This window comes from Citrobacter sp. KTE151, from assembly GCF_000398845.1.
Lineage (GTDB): Bacteria > Pseudomonadota > Gammaproteobacteria > Enterobacterales > Enterobacteriaceae > Citrobacter > Citrobacter braakii.
On the sequence record NZ_KB976064.1, the window covers coordinates 1,224,454 to 1,247,233 of the forward strand.

General features: G+C 54.8%; 19 protein-coding genes. 2 read left to right on the forward strand and 17 right to left on the reverse strand.

The features are described from left to right. Positions 1 to 102: 102 nt before the first annotated feature. From ispG to WC7_RS08900, 6 genes are all read right to left on the reverse strand, one after another. A complete protein-coding gene (gene ispG, locus WC7_RS08925) occupies positions 103 to 1,221 on the reverse strand; it encodes a flavodoxin-dependent (E)-4-hydroxy-3-methylbut-2-enyl-diphosphate synthase (protein ID WP_016154000.1) in 1,119 nt (372 codons plus the stop codon). A 26-nt stretch (positions 1,222 to 1,247) separates the two neighbouring features. Next, on the reverse strand, positions 1,248 to 2,237 hold the full coding sequence (gene rodZ, locus WC7_RS08920) for a cytoskeleton protein RodZ (RefSeq protein WP_016154001.1): 990 nt from the start codon (positions 2,235 to 2,237) through the stop codon (positions 1,248 to 1,250). 284 nt (positions 2,238 to 2,521) lie between these two features. Beyond that, positions 2,522 to 3,688 carry a dual-specificity RNA methyltransferase RlmN gene (locus tag WC7_RS08915; RefSeq protein ID WP_016154002.1) on the reverse strand — a complete coding sequence of 389 codons (1,167 nt, stop codon included), beginning with the start codon at positions 3,686 to 3,688 and terminating at the stop codon, positions 2,522 to 2,524. Positions 3,689 to 3,944: 256 nt separating this feature from the next. After that, the gene (gene ndk / locus WC7_RS08910) at positions 3,945 to 4,376 is read right to left on the reverse strand and encodes a nucleoside-diphosphate kinase (protein WP_003037710.1); all 432 of its coding nucleotides are present in this window, start codon (positions 4,374 to 4,376) and stop codon (positions 3,945 to 3,947) included. A 136-nt stretch (positions 4,377 to 4,512) separates the two neighbouring features. Next, complete coding sequence (gene pbpC / locus WC7_RS08905) at positions 4,513 to 6,825, reverse strand: peptidoglycan glycosyltransferase PbpC (RefSeq protein WP_016154003.1); 2,313 nt, start codon at positions 6,823 to 6,825, stop codon at positions 4,513 to 4,515. Then, on the reverse strand, positions 6,826 to 11,760 hold the full coding sequence (locus WC7_RS08900; protein ID WP_016154004.1) for an alpha-2-macroglobulin family protein: 4,935 nt from the start codon (positions 11,758 to 11,760) through the stop codon (positions 6,826 to 6,828). A 207-nt stretch (positions 11,761 to 11,967) separates the two neighbouring features. Between WC7_RS08900 and sseA the strand changes: the two genes are divergently transcribed. Next, positions 11,968 to 12,819: a 3-mercaptopyruvate sulfurtransferase gene (sseA, locus tag WC7_RS08895; protein ID WP_016154005.1), complete on the forward strand. Its 852-nt coding sequence runs from the start codon at positions 11,968 to 11,970 to the stop codon at positions 12,817 to 12,819. A 223-nt stretch (positions 12,820 to 13,042) separates the two neighbouring features. Here the strand turns inward: sseA and sseB are convergent, their stop codons facing one another. From sseB to trmJ, 11 genes are all read right to left on the reverse strand, one after another. Further along, positions 13,043 to 13,819 (reverse strand): enhanced serine sensitivity protein SseB, encoded by a 777-nt coding sequence (gene sseB, locus WC7_RS08890; RefSeq protein WP_016157136.1) that lies wholly within the window; start codon positions 13,817 to 13,819, stop codon positions 13,043 to 13,045. Positions 13,820 to 13,889: 70 nt separating this feature from the next. Continuing rightward, complete coding sequence (pepB, locus tag WC7_RS08885; protein ID WP_016154006.1) at positions 13,890 to 15,173, reverse strand: aminopeptidase PepB; 1,284 nt, start codon at positions 15,171 to 15,173, stop codon at positions 13,890 to 13,892. Between the two features lie 60 nt (positions 15,174 to 15,233). Further along, positions 15,234 to 15,434 (reverse strand): Fe-S cluster assembly protein IscX, encoded by a 201-nt coding sequence (gene iscX, locus WC7_RS08880; RefSeq protein ID WP_003037694.1) that lies wholly within the window; start codon positions 15,432 to 15,434, stop codon positions 15,234 to 15,236. A gap of 11 nt (positions 15,435 to 15,445) precedes the next feature. Next, positions 15,446 to 15,781, reverse strand: a complete 336-nt coding sequence (gene fdx, locus WC7_RS08875) for an ISC system 2Fe-2S type ferredoxin (RefSeq protein WP_003037690.1) — start codon at positions 15,779 to 15,781, stop codon at positions 15,446 to 15,448. Between the two features lies 1 nt (position 15,782). Further along, the gene (hscA, locus tag WC7_RS08870; protein ID WP_016154007.1) at positions 15,783 to 17,633 is read right to left on the reverse strand and encodes a Fe-S protein assembly chaperone HscA; all 1,851 of its coding nucleotides are present in this window, start codon (positions 17,631 to 17,633) and stop codon (positions 15,783 to 15,785) included. Positions 17,634 to 17,648: 15 nt separating this feature from the next. Continuing rightward, a complete protein-coding gene (gene hscB / locus WC7_RS08865; RefSeq protein WP_016154008.1) occupies positions 17,649 to 18,164 on the reverse strand; it encodes a co-chaperone HscB in 516 nt (171 codons plus the stop codon). 108 nt (positions 18,165 to 18,272) lie between these two features. Beyond that, positions 18,273 to 18,596: an iron-sulfur cluster assembly protein IscA gene (iscA, locus tag WC7_RS08860; protein ID WP_003835203.1), complete on the reverse strand. Its 324-nt coding sequence runs from the start codon at positions 18,594 to 18,596 to the stop codon at positions 18,273 to 18,275. 20 nt (positions 18,597 to 18,616) lie between these two features. After that, positions 18,617 to 19,003 (reverse strand): Fe-S cluster assembly scaffold IscU, encoded by a 387-nt coding sequence (iscU, locus tag WC7_RS08855; RefSeq protein ID WP_002913991.1) that lies wholly within the window; start codon positions 19,001 to 19,003, stop codon positions 18,617 to 18,619. Positions 19,004 to 19,028: 25 nt separating this feature from the next. Continuing rightward, positions 19,029 to 20,243 carry a cysteine desulfurase gene (iscS, locus tag WC7_RS08850; protein ID WP_016154009.1) on the reverse strand — a complete coding sequence of 405 codons (1,215 nt, stop codon included), beginning with the start codon at positions 20,241 to 20,243 and terminating at the stop codon, positions 19,029 to 19,031. Positions 20,244 to 20,410: 167 nt separating this feature from the next. After that, a complete protein-coding gene (gene iscR, locus WC7_RS08845) occupies positions 20,411 to 20,902 on the reverse strand; it encodes a Fe-S cluster assembly transcriptional regulator IscR (protein WP_005120405.1) in 492 nt (163 codons plus the stop codon). Positions 20,903 to 21,119: 217 nt separating this feature from the next. Further along, complete coding sequence (trmJ, locus tag WC7_RS08840) at positions 21,120 to 21,851, reverse strand: tRNA (cytosine(32)/uridine(32)-2'-O)-methyltransferase TrmJ (RefSeq protein WP_016154010.1); 732 nt, start codon at positions 21,849 to 21,851, stop codon at positions 21,120 to 21,122. Between the two features lie 118 nt (positions 21,852 to 21,969). Here trmJ and suhB point away from each other — a divergent pair, with 118 nt between their 5' ends. Then, a complete protein-coding gene (suhB, locus tag WC7_RS08835; protein ID WP_016154011.1) occupies positions 21,970 to 22,773 on the forward strand; it encodes an inositol-1-monophosphatase in 804 nt (267 codons plus the stop codon). Positions 22,774 to 22,780 lie beyond the last annotated feature (7 nt).

A 22,780-nucleotide genomic window follows, 5' to 3' on the forward strand; every position in this document is an offset into this window, starting at 1 on the left:
TCTTTATGAATATAAAAATGAACCCTCAGCGCTAACCCGAACAATGCGGGCGCCATGCGGGTTCAATCATACACGGGAAGCACGCCGCTTCCCATCACGTTGTTATTTTTCAAGCTGCTGCACGTCAATACGACGCGCTTCGTCCAGGATACTCGCTTTAGCGCGAATGCGGGCTTCAAGCTGCGTAATCATATCGTCGTTATCGAGTCGATCCTTACGCACGCCGTCTTCATACAGACCGCTTTTCTTGTTACCGCCCGTCACGCCCAGCGTAGAAACCAGCGCTTCGCCAGGACCGTTCACCACGCAGCCGATGATCGAAACATCCATTGGCGTAATGATATCTTCCAGACGTTGTTCCAGCGCGTTAACCGTACCGATAACGTCGAACTCCTGACGCGAGCAGGTTGGGCAGGCGATAAAGTTGATCCCGCGGGCACGAATGCGCAGCGATTTCAGGATATCGAAGCCAACTTTGATCTCTTCCACCGGATCCGCCGCCAGAGAGACACGCAGCGTATCGCCGATCCCTTCGGACAACAGCAATCCTAAACCGATCGCTGATTTTACCGCCCCACTGCGTGCACCACCGGCTTCGGTGATCCCCAAATGCAGCGGTTGATCGATCTGTTTCGCCAGCAGGCGATAGGATTCAACAGCGAGGAAAACGTCAGACGCTTTAACGCTGACTTTGAATTGATCGAAGTTCAGACGATCGAGGTGATCCACATGGCGCATAGCGGATTCCAGCAGCGCCTGCGGCGTCGGTTCACCGTATTTTTCCTGCAGATCTTTTTCCAGCGATCCGGCGTTGACGCCGATACGGATAGGAATATTTTTATCACGAGCGCAGTCCACTACCATGCGGATACGCTCTTCATTACCGATATTGCCTGGGTTGATACGTAGGCAATCGACGCCGTATTCCGCCACCTTCAGCGCGATACGATAGTCGAAGTGAATATCGGCAACCAGCGGGACATTAACCTGCTGTTTGATAAGCTTGAACGCTTCTGCGGCATCCATTGTCGGTACAGAGACACGAACAATATCTGCGCCGACGCGTTCCAGCGCTTTGATCTGATTAACCGTCGCTTCCACATCTGTGGTACGCGTATTGGTCATAGACTGTACGGCGATGGGCGCGCCATCGCCGATCGGCACGTTCCCAACGTAAATGCGTGTCGATTTTCTACGTTGAATTGGAGCCTGGTTATGCATTAAAAAATCTCCCGCATTGCCGTCTGTTACTGAGCCGGTGATTGTTCGGCATTAACGGTCAGACGCGCAACCTGGTTAGTTCTGATAAAACGACTCAGATCGACAGGTTTACCCTGGAACTGAATCTGCACTGCCGCCGGAGCGCCAATTTTCAGTTTGTACGGCGCCTGACCCGTCAGATTCAGATTGCCGTCCTTACGCTGCATACCACTGAACAGTTTTTTTCCGGTCGCATCGGTCACTTCCAGCCAGCAATCGGCGGTAAAGTTCATTACCAGTGCGTTAGGATCGGCCGCAGGGGTAGTTACACCCGCCTGGTCAGTCGGCAGCGGTGCCGCGGTAGCTGGCGCTGCAGTTGCGGTATCGACGTTAGCCTGAGAAGGTGCCACAACGGCATTCTGCTGCGCATCAGCGGCAGGTGCCGGGGTTGCAGCAACATCTGGCGTAGGCGCTGCGTCCGCCACCGCGCCATCGTCTGGAGCCGGGGTAGTATCCTGGCCCGCTGCGGCGCTGGTATCTAACGGTACGTTCTGCGCACCATCTTTACCGGCATTCAGCTCAGCGGAGGATTGATCGGCCATGGTGGTAATCTCTTCCTGCTGCGCTTTATGGTTCTGCCACCACCAGGCTCCCGTCAGTCCGACAACGACAAACAGCACCAGCCAGGTAAAGGTCATTAACCAGCCGTCGCGTTTTTTACGACGCTTACCGAGCGAGAAGCTCTGCATCGGTGCGACTTTGGCTGGGCGAATCGGAGCCTGTTTTTCCAGCCCTGGCAACAGTTCTTCTTCAGGAATATGCACCAGACGCGCATAAGAACGGATATACCCGCGCAGGAATGTTGAAGCGAGATCGGCTGGTGCCTTATCTTCTTCAATATCACGTACCGTGGAGACCTTCAGGCAAAGTCGCTCCGCGACTGCCTGCTGGCTGAATCCGAGTTGTTCACGGGCATTGCGCAGACGAACGCCGGTGGATAGTGCTTCATTTTTGTCGTGCGTGGCTTCAGTATTCATTCGCTACAGCTGCGTAAATTTGGGTTCTGATGCCGGCGAGCCACAATGCTCACCCACACCGCGAAACATCTGGTCAGTTAACCTTCGTCAGACAGTATAAAACGGTCAGACTATCAAAGACAAAACAACGTAAACCTGAGGGCTAAAGGCTTGTTGCGCCGTTACATACTGCCTTAAAGTCGACAAAAACGCACCGTTATTATTGACCTGACGACAACAACAAAAAACCTCATTTGGCTTACGTTGCACTACGGTACATGAATTATACCGTAGTGCACTCAACATCAAACGGTCTTGATATCGATAGCGTCGCCCTGCATACGCTTACGCAGAGTACGCTTGGTACGGTCGATAACGTCACCCGCCAGCTGACCGCAGGCTGCATCGATGTCATCGCCACGTGTTTTACGCACGATGGTAGTGAAACCATAGCTCATCAACACTTTGGAGAAACGATCGATACGGCTGTTGGAGCTACGGCCATATGGCGCGCCTGGGAACGGGTTCCACGGGATCAGGTTAATCTTACACGGCGTATCTTTCAGCAGCTCTGCCAACTGATGCGCGTGTTCAGTACCATCATTGATGTGATCTAACATCACATACTCAATGGTCACACGACCCTGGTTAGCGTTGGACTTCTCCAGATAACGACGAACCGCGCCAAGGAATGTTTCAATATTGTACTTTTTGTTGATAGGTACAATTTCGTCACGAATTTCATCGTTCGGCGCATGCAGAGAAATCGCCAGCGCGACATCAATCATATCGCCCAGCTTATCCAGCGCAGGGACAACGCCTGAGGTGGAGAGCGTGACGCGACGCTTGGACAGCCCAAAACCGAAGTCATCCAGCATGATTTCCATCGCTGGCACCACGTTGGTCAGGTTGAGCAGCGGCTCGCCCATCCCCATCATCACCACGTTGGTGATAGGACGCACGCCCGTTGCTTTCACCGCGCCGACGATTTTCGCCGCGCGCCAGACCTGACCAATGATTTCCGACACCCGCAGGTTACGGTTAAAGCCCTGTTGCGCCGTAGAGCAGAATTTACACTCTAATGCACAACCGACCTGTGAGGAAACACACAGGGTCGCACGATCGTCTTCCGGGATATACACGGTTTCTACGCGCTGATCGCCAACCGCGATGGCCCATTTGATCGTACCGTCAGAAGAACGCTGCTCTTCCACCACTTCCGGGGCGCGAATTTCAGCCACTTCTTTCAGCTTGTTACGCAGCACCTTATTGATGTCAGTCATGTCATCAAAGTTGTCGCTGCAATAGTGGTACATCCACTTCATGACCTGATCGGCACGAAACGGTTTTTCACCCATATCTTTGAAGAATTCGCGCATTTGCTGACGGTTCAGATCCAGCAGGTTGATTTTTCCATTTTTATTTGGAACCGCAGGAATGACGACTTCAGAGGTGTTAACTAATTCAGACATAATTTTTTCCGGCCTCGTTGTTACACGTTGTGGCCCGTGGAGGGTTAAAAAGAAACGCCCCGGCAAGCGTTCTGCTCTTCCGGGGCGTTGCATTGTACAAAGTCTGGCGCAGGGATGCCACGTTTGCACGAAGCATTAGCGAAAATAATATGTAAATCGCTAATTCCTCTCCAAAGGATTTCGCATCGCAGGAAAGCGGCACGTTCGAGCCTCCCCGAAAGCATAGAAAACTATGCGATGTGAAAGACGCAGGAGATTAGCGCGTGCGCGGGCAAACCTCGCCTTCACCGAAGAAATAGGCGATTTCACGCGCGGCAGATTCAACGGAGTCGGAACCGTGAGTACCGTTCTCGGTGAAGCTATCAGCGTAGTCTGCACGCAGAGTACCCGCCAGCGCATTCGCCGGGTTGGTTGCACCCAGCAGATCACGGTGACGCTGCACGGCATTTTCGCTTTCCAGAACAGAAACAACGATAGGACCGGAGGTCATGAATTCAACCAGACCGTCAAAGAACGGCTTACCATCATGCTCAGCATAGAAGCCACGCGCCTGCTCAACGGTCAGGTGCAGCATTTTAGTACCGACAATTTTGAACCCTGCTGCTTCAAAGCGCGCAAAGATGCTCCCAATAACGTTTTTTGCCACCGCGTTTGGTTTGATGATGGAAAAAGTACGTTCAATAGCCATGATTACCTCTGAAAAAGATGTTTTGTTGTTGTTTACCTGGCGCGGATTATAAAGAGCATCCCGGCAATTGACTATTGACGAAGATAACATTTCTTTAAAATAAGATGAATTTTAGCAACAAAAGTCACCTGGTGGTCTACTGCAACGAAAATCTCACCGTCGCCACCTGTCCGGCGTCATCCATCACCAGCAGTTGATAATCCCCTTTGGTCGCCAGCCGTAGCGTAAGACGGCGTCCGCGTTCATCCAGCCGTTCACCGTTAAGAAACCACCAGCGATCGCCAGTCCCACCGCTGGTTTGTACTGGCAATGAGGCCAGCGCAGAACCGGGTAAACGCTTCACGATCGCGCCATCACGAACCCCTGTCAACTGCAACGGCAGCGAAGCATCCTGCCCCAGCGGCGGACACGTGGCAGAAACCGGCGGTAATCTCGCCCCACGGCGCTCTGATTCCGGCAGCCATGGCTCCAGCGGTAAAGGCCAGACGATTAACGTTTGTTCGCGCGCCTGTGGGCAATCCGCCGCCACACGTTTGCCTTCATCGTCCAGCCAGACGGGGAAACGAATGCCACTCACACCCTCCTGTTCGGGCAATAACAACGTGGGCGGCTGGCTGTCCTCCAGCAGCCAGGTTGCCAGACGGCGTCGACAGTTGCTGTCTCCCGGCGCAAGTGACTGCCCGCCCGGCCAGCACACTACGCCGCGGCTAACGGATTCAGGGCGCGGATCCTCCGGCTGATTTGTCCCGCGAGAGAGCAAAAGATTGTTGACCTGATTGAGCAGCGGCACGGCGCTGGCAAAACCAAACTGGCCCACCACCGGCGTACCGTCGGGTCTGCCGGTCCAGATCCCCATCACATAACGGGCGTTAACGCCAATCGCCCACGCATCGCGATAGCCATAACTGGTACCCGTTTTCCACGCCAGCGGAACCACTCTGCTCAGCGCGTTATCCGGCAGCGGTTGCGCTTCGTCAGCCATAATGCGGCGAATAATCCACGCCGCGCCTACCGACATCAACGGACGCTCCAGCAGTGGATCGTCTGGCTGCAGGCGCAGTTTTCCCGCTTTTCCCTGACGGGCAAAGGCACTGTACGCCGCCGCCATGTCTTCCAGTCTGGCCCCTGCCCCGCCCAAAATCAGCGACAGATTCGGTGCAGCACCTGCGGGCAGATACAGCGGTAAGCCAACGTTACGTAACGATGCGGCAAAACGCTTCGGGCCATAGGTTTCAAGTACCTGCACGGCGGGTAAATTTAGCGAGCGCACCAGCGCTTCGCTCATACTCACCGGGCCATGAAAACCACTGTCAAAATTCCCTGGTCGATAATCTCCGGTTCGACGCGGCACATCCTGCAACAATGAAGCAGGATGAATTAATCCGTCATCCAGCGCCAGACCATAGACAAACGGCTTCAGCACCGAGCCCGGCGAGCGGATCGCATTCACCATATCCACATGGCCAAAGCGGGAGTCGTCATTCATATCTACCGACCCCACCCAGCCACGCACGCTCATATCAGTGTGATCGACCACAATCATCGCCAGCGAACTGCGCGCAGGTAAGCGGCCCTTCCAGTTTTGCGCCAGCTCTTCCAGTTGGCGCTGCAATCCGGCGTCAAGGGTGGTCACGATTTTATCGCTCCGGCTTTTTCCCAGCATCATGCGCGAGAATAACGGCGCTAGCTGCGGCATTTGTCTGGGCGCCAGCCAGACCGGTTCTTCACGTGACTCCTGCACCTGTCTGGCAGGCCAAACGCCCTGCGTCGCCATGCGCTCAAGCACTTTATTGCGCGCCGCTTCAGCGCGGTCCGGCCAGCGGTCCGGGCGCAGACGGCTCGGTGCCTGCGGCAACACGGCCAGCAGCGCGGCATCGGAATAACTCAACTGTGTGGGAGATTTACCAAGGTAGGCCCAACTCGCCGCCCCCACGCCCTGCAGCGTGCCGCCAAACGGCGCACGGTTAAGATATAGCGTCAGGATGTCGCGCTTAGAAAGATGCCATTCCAGCTGCAATGCGCGCCAGAGCTGGCGGAACTTGCCGCCGAAAGTTCGCGGGTGGGGATCGAGTAATCGTGCGACCTGCATGGTGAGCGTACTGCCGCCTGAAACGACGCGACCTGAGGAGAGGTCCTGCCATGCCGCGCGCAGCACTGAAAACGGATTGACGCCGGGATGTTTCCAGAACCAGCGGTCTTCGTAGTTGATTAACGCCTCAAGGTAACGGGGGGACACCTCATCAATAGTCACCGGATAACGCCAGATGCCGTCCGCGTCGGCGAAGCGCCATAGCGGCGTACCATCGTAAGCCACCACGACACGTGCCGGATCGACTTCGTGAAGCGGCAGCGGCCAGATTTTATCTGCCGCCCAAACCCCCGCTACCAGCAATAGCGCAACGGCTGCCAGCCAGAGCCAGCAGCCGCGTTTCCCCAACCCGCGCATCATTTACGGTCTGACAATCAAAAGCCCCTCTGTCGCACCGGTCGCGCGCCACTGCGGAACATACATTGACTCCACCTGCGGCACAGGAACCTGATAGGTCCCCGGCGTTACCGCCCGCGCCAGATAGACCAGCGTCACAGGCTGCCCTTCGTTGACCGCTACCGCGGCGACAAAGCGATCGTCACGGAACTCAACGTGCTGGATATCCGCCTGCTGCATCTGATTGAGCAAATTCGCTACCTCGCTGCCGCTGTCCTGCAGACTGGCGCTGCCGTTGGCCAGATTCTGGTTTTCCAGCTCCAGGCCGGCTGGCAGTAAGTCAACCACCAGCGCATCCGGTACGTTCTGGCTGGCTTTCACCTCCAGCCAGACCAGTACCAGTTCGCCGCTGCGCAGAGAATCCAGCGCTTTGCTGTTCCCGTCGAGCCCCAGGATCTGACGCTCAATGTGCAGGACGTTGCTGGCAGGCGTCGGCGAGGTTTGCGGGTAACCACTCACATCCAGACGCAGCCACAGCGGCAGATTACCGGTATTGGTGACGTTCAGCGTAGACAGCGCGTCAGCATCCAGATTACGCGTTTGTGATTTCTCCCCGGCTAACGCCTGTTCAGAGAGTGACGTTTGCGCCTGCCACGAGCCAGGCAAGTCCTGCAACGTACGCGCGGCAAGGAACAGCGCATTGTTTTCCTGAGTAGAGAGCCAGCGCTGCCCAAAGGCCTGTTCTGACAAGGTGTTCAGCAGCGTATTCTGCACGTCAGGTTTAAGCTTGTTCTCTTCCAACAATGCCAGCATCAGCGCGTTGTCACGTAGCTGACTGCCGTAATCCGCCATCCACTGCTGCGCATCGCGACGTGGCGTATTCAGCGCCAGCGTCAACGCTTGTTCACTGCGGTTGGCGTCGCCCATGTTTTTCAGCGCTATCCCCAGTTGCAACAGCGGTAAACCGGAAGCCGCCTGTGCACGACGCTCCCAGATCTCACGCAGCGCGCCAAGCGGGGCTTTCTGCTGACGAGCCAGCACCAGCGCGGCGTAGGCCTGTACGGCAAACCGGCTTGCTGATGCGTCGTCGGTATAGCGAATCGACATCATGCCCGGATCCTGCAAATAGCGCAGCAGCCGCTCGTTACCCCGGTTAATCACCTCTGCCGGGACGCTATAGCCCTGTTCATTCGCGCGAACGAGGAAATCCATCACATACGCGGTCAGCCAGTACTCTTCCGACCCGTTCTTATCCCACAGCGCAAAACCGCCGTTATCACGCTGCATTTGCAGTAAACGAGAGATGCCAATCTCTACTGCCGCACGGCGTTTTTCATCGCTGTCGCCCGCGATACCTAACGCCTTCAACTGCGCGGCATTGGTGTATAAGGATGGGAACAACCCGCTCGCCGTTTGCTCGAGGCAACCGTAAGGGTAAGCTTTCAGTTCACGGATATAGCGCGCCAGATTCAGCGGTGGTTTACCGCTGAATAGCAGTTGTCCCTGCATCGTCACAGGAGAGAAATTCGTCAGTTCTTCGCCCGGAAGCTGCCAGGTTGCGCCCGGCTGAAGTGCGACGCCGTAATTAACAGTTTGCGCCGGGAACGCCGGTCGCACGCCAATTTTCCACTGTTTATGCTGAACAGGCAGCGTTTCACCCGGTAGATTCAGACCGCTAATTTGCGCCTGAATTTCGCCATCGCCAAAGCCCTCCCGCGCACGCACCGGAATAAACAGCGTAGTCCGTACGCCTGGCGCCAGATTCACCGGGGCGGGATCTTGCCCCATCAACTCCAGTAAACCGCTGGCCGCGAGATTAATAATCAGCGTTTGCGGTTTGTCAGTCAGGTTGGTCACGTCCAGCGTCAGGCGCGAGGTATCGCCCCCCGCCAGAAAGCGCGGCATGTTCAGTTCAGTAATTACCGGCGCGGCGACAATCACTTTGCTTTCGCTACTGCCAAAGTCATCCGCCGTCCAGGCTTGCGCCATTACCCGCAGCTCGCCGTTGAAATCACCAATTGGTAACGTCACCGTACCTTCGCCCTGCTCGTTAAGCGTCACCGGCAGCGCCTGTTGCGCCACAATATTGACGTGATTAACCGGTGGCTTGCCGCCGCGTTTTAACTCATCGCCATCACCACCAAAGCGCAGCGCCGCCAGACGTCCTTGCCCTTCGATCACCTGGCCGTAAATATCATAAATATCCGCGCCATAGCGTTTTTGCCCGAAAAACGCCTGCCACGGATCCGGCGTGGCGTAATCGGTAATGTTCAACACCCCGCTGTCAACGGCTGAGACCAGCACGTTAACCTGTTTTGGCACGTCGCCATTTTTAACACTGGCTTTAATCTTGACGGTCAACGGCTGATTTGGACGCATTTTTGCCGGACTTTCCAGCGCCAGCGCCAGACGACGGTTTTCATCGCCTAACGGCAAATGCAGTAAGCCGACTGCCCGTTTTGGCGTTGCCGAACGAGACTTGTCGCCAGGACGAACCACCAGCGCGCTGAGATACAAATCATGGCGATTCCAGGTTTTATCGACCGGGATGGAGATATCAAGACCATCCGTCGGTACGTCTATCTCTTGCCACCACAGCGGGCCTTCGCTGGACTCCACCATCGCGTAACCTTTGCCAGCAGCGGGTGCGGCAATGTGTAGCTTCATGGTATCGCCAGGACGATAGCCGGGTTTATCCAGTTTCAGGGTCACGCGATCGGGACGCACTGCCCCGCTGCCGTCGCTGTTATCCTGCCAGCTATAACCAGCCCAGAAGCGCACGCTGCTCACCGCATCATTCGGAGCTTTCACTTCCAGGCGATAGGCACCCCACTCGACAGGGAAGCTGACTTTACCGGTTTCATCGGCCTTAAGATCCAGGGTCTGCTCACCCTCAACCAGATCTTTTTGATCGAACTGCGATTGCCAGCCCTCGCCTTCAGACCAGTTCCAGTAATAATCACGGCGTTCACGAATCAAACGCACCTGTAAACCGGACACCGCTTTTTTCTCACCTTGCGCATCGGCATACACAATATCAAAAGCGGCATTGCTGTTTTCATCAACGCCAGGCTGATTGACGGTAGTATCGGTGCGGTAGTCATATACGGCTCTCGCCGCAAACTGCGGACGAATACCTGGCAGCGTATCCGCAGGCCAGATGGCTTGTTCAACCCGACGCGTCACCGGACGGCCACCCGACTCCAGCAGGCTGGCTTGCAGAATCACCTGTAACGGAGAATGCGTCTCCTGCCATTGGCTGTTGGTAGTCACTTCGCCGCGACCGTGGTCATCCAGCGTCAACTGAACCTCATCGAGGCTGCGAGAAAGATTTTCTTCGGCAATATTACCAAACTGGAACCCCGGTAATGCCTGCACCGCTTCCCGCAACGGGCGCAGGAAAAGCTGCCCTTGCAGAGCATTGCCGTTGGCGGGCGCGCCGTACAGGTAGTAGCCCACCACCGAGAACTTCACTTCATCAGTTGGAGCCACCGGCATCTTATTGGCAGTGAGATTGAGCGCCATCCGCTCAGGCATGAAATCTTCGACGTGGAAATCCCACATCCGCGACTGGTTGTCGCCAGTATTGGCACGAATATGCCACATGCCGGTTGGCGCGCTGCTGTCCAGCGGCCAGCTAAAGCGATACAGACCGTTTTCCGGCTGGCTCACTACCGAGCGTAACACCTGTCCGTCGGGCTTAACGACCTCCAGCTTCACCGGCTGGTCAGGCAGCGTTTTGCCGTCGCTATCTCGCAGTAATCCGTTGAGGATCACCGTTTCGCCAGGGCGATAGAGGTCACGGGGGCCAAACATAAAGAACTGCTTGCTGTATCCCGGCGCGCCGGCAATATCAAATTCAGCCAGATCCAACGCCGGGAGCTTCAGGTCTAGCAGCGTGGTTTGCCCGTCTTTACGGGCCAGCAATAAGGCCGCGTCTTTATCGGTTTCCAGCTTGACGTGACCCTGCGCGTCACTGGTAGCCTGCGCCAGCGTCTGCCCTTTTTCGTTGAGTAACGTGACCTCAATACCCTGCTGCGCAGCGCCGTTTTCCATACTCTGCGTAAAGACATCCAGTTGATTGTGGTAACGGTGCGCAGAGACACCAATGTCACTGAGCGTAAACAGCGTAGCAGCATTGCTGTAGTTATAGTGTCCGGCCTGATTCATCACCGCAATGTAAACGCCTGCTTGCTGCAACGGCTTGATATCGCTCAGTGGCAGTAGCAGCTTCTCTCGGGTATTACGCGCAGGATTGAGGTCAAAGCGTCCGGTATAAACCAGCTCCGCCATTTTCAGCAGATTGTCTGACTCCCAGTTTGACAACGAATTACGGTATTCCCACTGGCTGACAAACGCACCGAGCGACTCAGGCTTCACGCGAAAGAAGTTCACATCCACGCTATTAACGTTAAGGGCCATCACCGGTAACCCTTCAATCACTTTTCCCGGCAGCAGCGAGCCGCGACTAGCGAACCCTACGCTTGGCTGGACGTCGCGGGTGGTAATGTTTTTTTCATAATCGATAGCGAACGTCGCTTTATTCAGCGCCAGCAAATCACGCTCAATGGTAACCACCAGTTCCCGGTTAGGTTCGAGATGGCGTAAGCGTAGCTCTTTTAGATTTGGCGCCAGCTCCCAGGTACCATCCACTTTGCCGCTTTTTTTATCAACAACGTGTACTACGCGAGAAAAATCTTGTTCCGGATCGAGGGGAATGGAAAAGGTCAAAACGAGCGTTGCCGCGCCGTCGAGTTGGACCTCTGAGGCATCAAGCAGCGTCAGCGACTTACCCTGGCTTTGCTGAATCAGCTTTTGTAATTGGGCCTTATCTTTTGCTGGCGCAGTCTGCGGTGCAGGCGCATCAGGCTTCGCAGCCGTCGGTGATTTTTCGTTATTATTATCGCACCCAACCAGTGCCAGCATCAGCATACAGGCCGCTACGCGTAAATGTTTCATTTTTCATCCCTGGCCGTAGTGGCCCGTTAGCTACGTAGAACAACTATTATGCGTCAGATTTTCGGCTGTGGAAGCCAGTAACTGTTCTACGTTGTCCTATTTTTTCGTGATTAATGTGGATTCGCCTGACAAATCAGCCTCTTTTACTTGTCGCATTGCCCTAAACATCCGACAATTTGCCAAAACCTGGTAAAAATGGAGATGCCTATGACCACCGCCTTTTTTGTCGCTGCCGACTGGCTTGCCGAACACATTGACGACCCGGAAATACAAATTCTTGATGCCCGGATGGCACCTCCAGGACAGGAAGATCGCGATGTTGGCGAGGAGTATCGCGCGGGCCATATTCCTGGCGCAGTCTTTTTTGATATTGAAGCGCTTTCCGACCATACGTCACCGCTACCGCATATGATGCCGCGACCGGAAGCCTTTGCCGTAGCGATGCGCGAATTGGGCGTTCATCAGGATAAACACCTGGTTGTCTACGATGACGGCAACCTGTTTTCCGCGCCACGCGCATGGTGGATGCTGCGGACATTTGGTGTCGAGAATGTCTCCATTCTGGCGGGCGGTCTGGCTGGCTGGCAGCGCGATGAGCTAATGCTCAAAGAAGGAAATGAGGATTTACCGGAAGGTGAATTTAACGTGGCATTTACGCCTGAAGCGGTTGTGCGCGTTACCGACGTACTGCTGGCCAGTCATGAAAAAACGGCGCAGATCGTCGATGCCCGACCGGCTGCGCGTTTTAATGCCGAAGTTGACGAGCCGCGTCCGGGCCTCAAGCGTGGCCATGTGCCTGGTGCGCTTAACGTACCGTGGACAGAGCTGGTTCGTGACGGTGAACTGAAAACTACCGACGAACTGGATGCTATTTTCTTCAGCCACGGCGTAAGCTTTGACCGTCCCATTATCGCCAGCTGCGGCTCAGGCGTCACGGCGGCGGTGGTTGTGCTGGCGCTTGCCACGCTGGGCGTTTCTAACGTCGCATTGTATGACGGCGCATGGAGCGAATGGGGCGCGCGTAACGATTTACCGGTAGAACCGGCTGAGACTCAATAAAATCTGATTTACTCATCTTTTTCACCCACAAAAAAACCGCTCAATGAGCGGTTTTTTTTGTGCCAGTCCGGTTCGCGGCCTTTCCAGCAGGCTGTGCTGCTTTAGCAACGCATGCTCATCGTAGCGCACTAATACTCCCTTTTAAGGGAGAAAAAGCCAACTGAGTTAGCGGCAAAGTTATTCAGTGCACGAGGTATAATCCTTCGTGGCGGCTTTCCTTCACTCAGATAATCCGGTTCTGTTTGAAGTCGCGCAGGAAACCGCCCCAGCGGCGTTCGTAGAACGGTGCGATGTGCTCAGTGATAAAGTGACTCACGCCCTTCTCACCTTTCTTCACCTGGCAGATATCAATGGGTTCATCACCCGGCAACGTATCGGTCGCGACGCTACCCGCAGCATGGATGATCTCTTCAATATCACCTTCAGCTTCAATACCAATCAGCAGGTTCGGCTGGGCTTCAGCACTTTCTTTGATTGAGCAGAGAAATGCGCGTTTTACCGGCTTAATGGTTTTAAACAGCGTGGTCAGTGAGTCAATCATCTGCGCCGGAGGTTCGGCGACTTCAGAAAGGATCAGCGATTCACCACCTTCCAGTACTTCCTGGGTGCTTAGCGGATTACCCTCTTCCCCCATCAGCAGGCTGATTTCACGCGGCATAAACTCTTTGCCGGTCGGCAGTTTAGCGTTGAGAAAGAGCGTTTCGCCAAGCGTCATTTCAAATAGCGTACGCACCGGCATAACGACAAATGCTTGCTCATCTTCAACCGCCTGTTGCAGGGCTTCCAGGGAGGTGAAGAACGGAATCACGGTAGTGCCGTCTTCTTTTTCCCAGTGTTGAAGGTCGAGGGCGCTGTCTTCTACTACCGCCTCGCCTTCTGCGGCAGTACCCGGCACCCAGACGGTGGATTCCAGTAATGTACGGAAAAATGCCGGACGATGCGCAGGCTCTGTCGCTGCTTGCTCCAGCAACGTTTCTAATTCATTTTTTGTTTCGGACATAAGTATCACAAATTGGATGAATACATGTAAGCCGGATAAGCGTAGCGCCATCCGGCAATACAGTCATGAATTATGCGGTCAGCAGATTCGCGATGGTGCGCACACCCAGACCGGTTGCGCCCGCAGACCACTGCTCAACCGGCGCTTTGCGATAGGTTGCAGAGCAATCGATGTGCAGCCAGCCTTGCTGGTAATTTTCCACGAAATGGGACAGGAAGCCCGCCGCGGTGCTTGCACCCGCTGGGTAGGCCGCACTGCCGGTATTATTCAGCTCAGCAAAATTTGACGGCAGTTGGCTACGGTGGAACTCTGCCAACGGCAAACGCCAGAACGGCTCGTTTTCTTGCGCCGCACTTGCCAACAAACGCGCGGCCAGTTGGTCATCAAAGCTAAACAGCGCGTGGTAATCGTTGCCCAGTGCGGTTTTCGCCGCGCCGGTCAGCGTGGCAGCATCAATGATCAATTCAGGTTTTTGCGCGCTGGCATCGATCAGGCCATCGGCCAGTACCAGACGCCCTTCAGCATCGGTATTCATCACTTCAACTTTTTTACCGTTGCGATAGTGAATGATATCGCCAAGCTTAAAGGCGTTGCCGCTGATCAGGTTATCCGCGCAGCACAGATACAGCTTCACACGCTTGTTCAGGCCACGGGTGATGGCAAACGCCAGCGCGCCGGTGACCGTTGCCGCACCGCCCATATCGGACTTCATTGAGTCCATAAATGCGCTTTGCTTGATGCTGTATCCGCCGGAGTCAAAGGTAATTCCCTTGCCAACCAGACAGGCATAAACTGGAGCTTCTTTGTCGCCAGTCGGGTTGTAATCGAGCGCCAGCAGCACCGGCGGACGTTCAGAGCCTCGACCTACGGTATGCAGCCCCATGTAGTTCTGCTCGCGCAGATCTTCACCTTTGGTGATACGGTACGAGACGTTGTCGCAGGCCACGCTGCACAGCAGGTCTACCGCGCGTTGCGCCAACTGTTCCGGGCCCAGCTCTTCTGCAGGTGCGTTAATGGTATCGCGCACCCAGTCAATAATCTTCAGACGGTTATCCAGCTCTTTGCGCTGCGCCTCGTCCAGAGCGGCCCACTCAACTTTGCGGGTGCCTTTTGGTCCTTTGTAACCCTGCCAGAACGCCCAGCTACGTTCGGTATCCCAGCCTTCACCATCCAGTTGGACATGTTTAATACCCAGGCCGTCAATTTTACGCGCGGCGCGCTGGATAAGGCTGAGATCATCTTTTCCGTTCAGGTGCAGGGTAATACCGTCATTATTAATGCTGTATGTCGCCTTTTCACCCCAGCGAGCGTCAGCGGGTTGCGTGGAAAGCGTAATTTTCATGGCTTCTGTCATTTTATTTATCCTTATTTCGCGCATACAGGAAAACGGGCCACCCGTGGGCAGCCCGTTGACTTATTCGGCTTCGTCCAGCCAGACCAGTAAAATGGCCTCAAGGATTTTTTCGTTCGATGCCTGTGGATCATCATCGAACTCTTCCAGGTCACAGATCCATTGATGCAGATCGGTGAAACGAACGGTCTTGGGATCGAGATCGGGGAACGCGTCGTACAGCGCCTCGCCGATTTCGCGGCTATCGGTCCACTTCAGTCCCATACTACCCTCTGTTAATGCTCACGTGCATGATTGATTGTGTAACGTGGGATTTCGACCACTAAATCGTCCTCGGTTACCCGTGCCTGACAGCTTAAACGGCTCTCCGGCTCCAGTCCCCAGGCTTTATCCAGCATGTCGTCTTCTTCTTCTGTGCTTTCCGGCAAAGAATCAAAACCTTCACGTACGATGCAGTGGCAGGTCGTGCAGGCACAGGATTTTTCACAGGCGTGTTCAATCTCGATACCGTTACGCAGGGCAACGTCGAGAATGGTTTCGCCGGTCTCAGCTTCCAGAACTGCGCCATCGGGACAGAGATCCTGATGAGGCAAAATAACAATCTTTGGCATATTAAACCTCGTCCACGGAATGGCCTTTCAGCGCGCTACGGACGGATTTGTCCATACGGCGAGCGGCGAATTCCTGGGTTTGTTTGTCTACGTTTTTAATGGCTTGTTCTATCGCGTCAACATCGTCACCCTGTGCTACCTCGCTCAAGTGCGCAGCAGCGGTGTCGATAGCCTGACGTTCTGCGGCGCTTAACAGCGCGGCATCAGCGTTCAGCGCACCGGATAAACTCTCCAGTACGCGTGCCGCTTCGACTTTCTGTTCTGCCAGCATACGAGCTTTAACGTCCTGCTCGGCAAAACTCATCGAATCCTGAATCATGGAGGCGATTTCACTGTCGGTCAGACCGTAGGACGGTTTGACCTGAATCGAGGACTCAACGCCGGTGGATTTCTCCATAGCGGTGACGCTCAGCAGCCCATCAGCATCGACCTGGAAGGTCACGCGGATATGCGCGCCGCCTGCCGGCAACGCCGGGATACCGCGCAGCGCAAAACGCGCCAGTGAACGACAGTCCTGCACCAACTCACGCTCGCCTTGCATCACGTGAATGGACATCGCGGTTTGGCCATCTTTAAACGTGGTGAAGTCCTGCGCACGCGCCACCGGGATAGTGGTGTTACGCGGGATCACTTTCTCCACCAGACCGCCCATGGTTTCCAGTCCCAGAGACAGCGGGATAACGTCCAGCAGCAGCATTTCGCTGTCCGGTTTATTCCCGACCAGAATATCCGCCTGGATTGCCGCACCGATGGCGACCACTTTGTCCGGGTCGATAGAGGTCAGCGGCGTACGGCCAAAGAATTCACCGACGCGTTCACGTACCAGCGGCACGCGCGTTGAACCACCGACCATTACCACTTCCAGCACATCCTGCGGCTCAACGCCCGCATCTTTCAGCGCACGGCGGCAGGCCAGCAGCGTACGTTTAACCAGTGCGGAAATGAGTTCATTAAAGGTTTCACGGGTGATTTCACCCTGCCATCCCGCCACGTTAACCGTCACAGAATCGGCGTCGCTGAGTGCGATTTTCGCTGCAATCGCGGCATCCAGCAGTTCGCGCTGTAAGCGGTTATCGCTGCGATCGGCAACGCCCGCCTGCTCGCGAATATAGTCGGCCAGCAGATGGTCAAAATCGTCGCCGCCCAGCGCGGAATCACCGCCGGTCGCCAACACTTCGAACACGCCGCGACTCAGGCGCAGAATAGAAATATCAAAAGTACCGCCGCCAAGGTCATAGACCGCGATCACGCCTTCCTGACCGGAATCCAGGCCATAAGCGATCGCCGCAGCGGTCGGTTCGTTCAGCAGACGCAATACGTGCAGGCCTGCCAGACGCGCGGCGTCTTTCGTCCCCTGACGCTGTGCATCGTCAAAGTAAGCCGGAACGGTGATCACTACGCCATCCAGTTCGCCAGACAACGATTCGGTTGCCCGCGCGGCCAGCGCTTTCAGAATGTCAGCGGATACGCGCACCGGATTAAGCAAACCGGCAGCGGTTTCAATCATCGGCAGGCCGTTTTCGCTCGCCTGGAATGAATAAGGCAGATGCGGGTAACGCGCCTGGATATCCGCCAGAGAGCGGCCCATCATGCGTTTTACCGAGCTGACGGTGTTTGCCGTATCCAGCGCAGCATTGGCGCGGGCATCGTAACCGACCGAGTAGCCCTGCTGCTGATAGTGAACCACTGACGGCAACAGGTGGCGACCTTCATGATCTGCCAGCGTTTCGGCCTGGCCGCTGCGTACGGTCGCAACCAGGGAGTTGGTGGTGCCTAAATCGATACCGACCGCCAGACGACGCTGGTGCGGCGCGGCGCTCAGACCAGGCTCACTAATTTGTAATAAGGCCATTTTCGCTTCCGGAAATTAAAAATCGAGCAGTTTTTCTTCGAGTTGTTCTGCACTGCTTCGCAGTTTATCGAGAAAACGCAGCTTACGCACGGTATCTGCCGCTGCGTCCCACGTCTCGCTATCCAGCTGTTCCACCATCAGTTGATGGCGAACGTTGTACATTTCGCTGACGCGTTGCATAAACGCATCCAGCCGTTGATTGTCTTTTGCCTGTTCAATCTCGTCCAGCTCTTCGCGCAGCTCAAGTTGCTCCATCAGGAACGCGGTATCGCGCACCGTGTGCTGCTCGCTGCGGATATCAAAGCCGTGTAAAGACAACAAGTATTCGGCGCGCATCAAAGGATGACGCAGCGTTTGCCAGGCTTGGTTGATAGTGGCGGACTGCGAAACCGCAGCAAGTTGTTCCGCCTGAGAACCGCTGGCGAATTTATCAGGATGATACTGACGTTGTAGATCCTGAAAACGTAGGCTCAGCGCCTGAGTATCGAGCTGATAACGGGCCGGTAAGCCAAAGAGGGTGAAGTAGTCCATAACATTCTCAGGGCATCGATTCTCTGTTGTTCGATGAGGCAAAACCAGAGAGTCAGGTAAAACAAACCCCACGCGCAGGCGACCACGGTGGGGTTATCAGTAAGCGCGTTACACGTGGAAGCTTTCGCCGCATCCACATTCGTCTTTCACGTTCGGGTTAGTGAATTTAAACCCTTCGTTCAGACCTTCTTTGACGAAGTCTAACTGCGTACCGTCGAGGAATTGCAGGCTCTTACCGTCGATCACGACTTTTACGCCTTTGTCTTCAAACACGGTATCTTCAGCCGCCGGCTCGTCAACAAATTCCAGTACATAAGCCATACCTGAGCAGCCGGAGGTTCTCACGCCCAGACGCAGACCAAACCCTTTACCGCGGTTTGCCAGGAAGGTATTTACACGCGCTGCTGCACTGTCGCTTAAGGTAATCGACATAATAAAACCTCAACTCTTAATTATTTTGCTTCACGTTTGCTTTTGTAATCCGCAATCGCGGCTTTAATCGCGTCTTCAGCCAGAATAGAACAGTGAATTTTCACCGGTGGCAGTTCAAGCTCGTCGGCGATATCGGTATTTTTGATCGCCTGTGCTTCATCCAGAGATTTCCCTTTTACCCATTCGGTAACCAGAGAGCTGGAGGCAATAGCGGAACCGCAGCCGTAAGTCTTGAAACGCGCGTCTTCAATGATACCCTCATTGTTGACTTTGATCTGCAACTTCATCACGTCGCCACAGGCCGGTGCACCCACCATGCCGCTGCCCACGTTCTCGTCGCTGTTGTCAAAAGAGCCCACGTTACGTGGATTCTCGTAATGATCGATTACTTTTTCGCTGTAAGCCATGATGAATTCTCCTTATCGGTACCGATTAGTGATGTGACCATTCAATACTGTTCAAATCCACGCCCTGTTTGAACATTTCCCACAGCGGGGAAAGGTCGCGCAGGCGGCCAATGGAGTTGCGAACCAGATTGATGGCGTAGTCAATCTCTTCTTCGGTAGTGAAACGACCTAAAGAGAAACGAATTGAGCTATGTGCCAGCTCGTCGGTCATCCCCAGCGCGCGCAGCACGTAGGATGGCTCCAGGCTTGCAGAGGTACATGCAGAACCGGAGGACACAGCCAGGTCTTTCAGCGCCATAATCAGCGACTCGCCTTCAACAAAGTTGAAGCTAACGTTGAGAATGTTCGGTGCGCCCTGCTCGAGGTCACCATTGAGGTACACCTCTTCCATATCTTTCACGCCGTTCCACAGACGGTTACGCAGAGTGCGCAGGCGCGCCATCTCGGTTTCCATCTCTTCTTTGGCGATACGGTAAGCTTCACCCATCCCAACGATTTGGTGCACAGGCAGCGTACCGGAACGCATACCGCGCTCGTGACCGCCGCCGTGCATCTGCGCTTCAATACGAATACGCGGTTTACGACGAACGTACAGCGCGCCGATACCTTTCGGGCCATAAATTTTGTGGCCGGAGAAGGACATCAGGTCAACTTTCAGTTGGCTCAGATCGATAGGCAGTTTGCCCACGCTCTGGGTCGCATCAACGTGATAGATGATGCCGCGAGCACGGCACATTTCGCCGATGGTTGCGATATCCTGTACCACGCCGATTTCGTTGTTAACGTGCATGATGGAGACCAGAATGGTGTCGTCACGCATTGCCGCTTCAAGTTCTTTCAGGTCGATAATGCCGTTACGCTGCGGGGCGAGGTAGGTCACTTCAAACCCTTCGCGCTCCAGCTGACGGCAGGTGTCCAGCACGGCTTTGTGTTCGGTTTTGCTGGTGATGATGTGCTTGCCTTTTTTCTGGTAAAAGTTGGCTGCACCTTTAATCGCCAGGTTATCGGATTCCGTCGCACCGGAAGTAAAGACGATTTCACGCGGGTCAGCGCCCACGAGGTCGGCAATCTGGTTACGGGCGATATCTACCGCCTCTTCAGCCTGCCAGCCGAAACGGTGTGAACGAGACGCTGGGTTACCAAAGTTTCCGTCCAGGGTCAGACACTGCATCATTTTCTCGGCAACACGCGGGTCCACCGGCGTGGTTGCGGAGTAGTCGAGATAGATCGGTAATTTCATTGCTCTATAAACTCCGTACATCGCTTCAATGCAAGGAATCAGGCAACCGGCTGGATGTACGACCGAGTTAACGGGGCGTCTGGCACCCCGGCCTGATTCTGAAATACTTTTTACGCTTCATCTTTCTGGCTGCCTTGATGCAACCAGAAGATATTGCGTAATTTTTATTAGGCACGCAGTTTGACGTCGATAGCGTCTTGCGTGCGGGTGCTGCGTGGAGCGTCATGGGTGTGCTGGCGACCAGACACATCCAGGACTTCCTGATTATTCACCAGTTCGCCCAACGTAATGTTGTTGAGGAAACCGGTCAGACGATCGCTCAGATCGCGCCACAGCGCGTGGGTCAGGCATTTATCGCCGCCCTGACAACCGCCTTTGCCCTGGCAACGGGTCGCGTCTACAGACTCGTCAACAGCGCTAATCACTTCACCTACTGCGATGCTGCCGGCATCTTTACCCAGCAGATACCCGCCGCCTGGTCCACGTACGCTGGAAACCAGACCGTTTTTACGCAAACGGGAAAACAGCTGCTCCAGATATGACAGGGAAATTCCCTGACGTTCAGAAATATCAGCCAACGGTACCGGGCCCGTTTCGGAGTTGAGCGCAACGTCCAACATTGCGGTCACGGCATAACGCCCTTTTGATGTCAGTCTCATGTCTTACTTAGCCTCAAACTCGCCCCTGCCCGGGGTTTTTTATTGTAAAATGGGGGTATTGCATAGCAGGGGCAAGTCTGACATTCCCGACTAAATCAGTCAACTATTTACTTGACTAATTTAGTCAGGTATTTAACCTTCAGTGCCATTTTCACTTACCGGATGGCGCTTCGCTAATCCGGCCTGGAAATCGTGCAGCCATCCGGCATCAAGACGCTTACTTGCTTTTATTCTGCTGCTCTATAGAAGCTAAAATTCCGCGCAAAATGTTCAGCTCCTGGCTCTCAGGACGCGCACGAGTGAACAGACGGCGCAGCTTGTTCATCACCTGCCCCGGATGTCCTTCGCGGATAAACCCGGTCGACAGCAGCGTTTGTTCCAGATGACCGTAAAAACGCTCTAAATCATCGACCAGCGGATACTCAGCTTCTTCGTATTCTGCGGTCTTGTCGCTTTCCTGCGTTGCCAGCCAGGCCATGCGAACTTCATAAGAGATGACCTGCACCGCCATCGCCAGGTTGAGCGAGCTGTATTCCGGGTTTGCGGCAATGGCGACGTGATAATGGCACTTCTGCAGCTCTTCGTTGGTCAGGCCAACGCGTTCACGTCCAAACACCAGCGCCACCGGCGAGTTCGTTGCTTCAGAGACGCTTTTTAAACCGCATTCACGCGGATCCAGCATCGGCCACGGCAGCGTACGGGAGCGCGCGCTGGTACCCACCACCAGGCTGCAACCCGCCAGCGCTTCATCAAGAGTATCGACGATCTGCGCGCTGCCGATCACATCGCTGGCACCTGCCGCCAGGGCGATGGCCTGGGAGTCCGGTTTAACCAGTGGATTTACCAGCCACAGATTAGTTAAACCCATGGTTTTCATTGCGCGGGCCACAGAGCCCATGTTGCCAGTGTGAGAAGTTTCCACCAGCACGATTCGAATATTTTGCAGCATTGTATTTCTTCGGCTAAAGATTATTCGGGCATATTATCATAAAACGAAGACATATTCCGAACTCGCTGCTATACTCTGCGCCGTTTTCCCGTTCTTTAACATCCAGTGAGAGAGACCGATGCATCCGATGCTGACCATCGCCGTGCGCGCAGCGCGCAAGGCGGGTAATGTAATTGCCAAACACTACGAAACGCCAGACTCTGTAGAAACCAGCCAGAAAGGCAGCAATGATTTCGTGACTAACGTCGATAAAGCCGCCGAAGCGATTATTATCGAAACAATTCGCAAATCTTACCCACAGCACACCATCATCACCGAAGAAAGCGGTGAGCATGTTGGTGAAGATCAGGATGTTCAATGGGTTATCGATCCACTGGATGGCACCACCAACTTCGTAAAACGTCTGCCGCACTTCGCGGTTTCCATCGCAGTACGCATTAAAGGCCGTACTGAAGTCGCCGTTGTTTACGATCCAATGCGTAACGAACTGTTCACCGCAACCCGCGGCCAGGGCGCACAGCTGAACGGCTACCGTCTGCGTGGCAGCACTTCACGCGATCTGGACGGTACCATCATCGCCACCGGTTTCCCGTTCAAAGCGAAACAGCACGCCACTTCTTACATGAAAATTCTTGGCAAGATGTTTACCGAGTGCGCTGACTTCCGCCGCACAGGTTCTGCTGCGCTGGATCTGGCTTACGTTGCCGCTGCACGCGTTGACGGTTACTTCGAAATCGGTCTGAAACCATGGGATTTCGCCGCAGGTGAGCTGATTGCTCGTGAAGCAGGCGCACTGGTTTGCGACTTCACCGGCGGTCATAACTATATGGCGACTGGCAACATCGTTGCAGGTAATCCGCGCGTAGTGAAAGCCATGCTGGCTAACATGCGTGACGAACTGAGCGACGCGCTGAAGCGTTAATTCAGTA

Coding starts and splice junctions, on each gene's coding strand:
- hscB (WP_016154008.1), bottom strand. CDS start 18,164: ATGGACTACTTCACCCTCTTTGGCTTACCGGCCCGTTATCAGCTCGAT.
- trmJ (WP_016154010.1), bottom strand. CDS start 21,851: ATGCTGCAAAATATTCGAATCGTGCTGGTGGAAACTTCTCACACTGGC.
- WC7_RS08900 (WP_016154004.1), bottom strand. CDS start 11,760: ATGAAACATTTACGCGTAGCGGCCTGTATGCTGATGCTGGCACTGGTT.
- WC7_RS08915 (WP_016154002.1), bottom strand. CDS start 3,688: ATGTCTGAATTAGTTAACACCTCTGAAGTCGTCATTCCTGCGGTTCCA.
- suhB (WP_016154011.1), top strand. CDS start 21,970: ATGCATCCGATGCTGACCATCGCCGTGCGCGCAGCGCGCAAGGCGGGT.
- sseB (WP_016157136.1), bottom strand. CDS start 13,819: ATGTCCGAAACAAAAAATGAATTAGAAACGTTGCTGGAGCAAGCAGCG.
- iscS (WP_016154009.1), bottom strand. CDS start 20,243: ATGAAATTACCGATCTATCTCGACTACTCCGCAACCACGCCGGTGGAC.
- pepB (WP_016154006.1), bottom strand. CDS start 15,173: ATGACAGAAGCCATGAAAATTACGCTTTCCACGCAACCCGCTGACGCT.
- sseA (WP_016154005.1), top strand. CDS start 11,968: ATGACCACCGCCTTTTTTGTCGCTGCCGACTGGCTTGCCGAACACATT.
- ndk (WP_003037710.1), bottom strand. CDS start 4,376: ATGGCTATTGAACGTACTTTTTCCATCATCAAACCAAACGCGGTGGCA.
- pbpC (WP_016154003.1), bottom strand. CDS start 6,825: ATGATGCGCGGGTTGGGGAAACGCGGCTGCTGGCTCTGGCTGGCAGCC.
- iscX (WP_003037694.1), bottom strand. CDS start 15,434: ATGGGACTGAAGTGGACCGATAGCCGCGAAATCGGCGAGGCGCTGTAC.
- ispG (WP_016154000.1), bottom strand. CDS start 1,221: ATGCATAACCAGGCTCCAATTCAACGTAGAAAATCGACACGCATTTAC.
- rodZ (WP_016154001.1), bottom strand. CDS start 2,237: ATGAATACTGAAGCCACGCACGACAAAAATGAAGCACTATCCACCGGC.
- hscA (WP_016154007.1), bottom strand. CDS start 17,633: ATGGCCTTATTACAAATTAGTGAGCCTGGTCTGAGCGCCGCGCCGCAC.
- fdx (WP_003037690.1), bottom strand. CDS start 15,781: ATGCCAAAGATTGTTATTTTGCCTCATCAGGATCTCTGTCCCGATGGC.
- iscA (WP_003835203.1), bottom strand. CDS start 18,596: ATGTCGATTACCTTAAGCGACAGTGCAGCAGCGCGTGTAAATACCTTC.
- iscU (WP_002913991.1), bottom strand. CDS start 19,003: ATGGCTTACAGCGAAAAAGTAATCGATCATTACGAGAATCCACGTAAC.
- iscR (WP_005120405.1), bottom strand. CDS start 20,902: ATGAGACTGACATCAAAAGGGCGTTATGCCGTGACCGCAATGTTGGAC.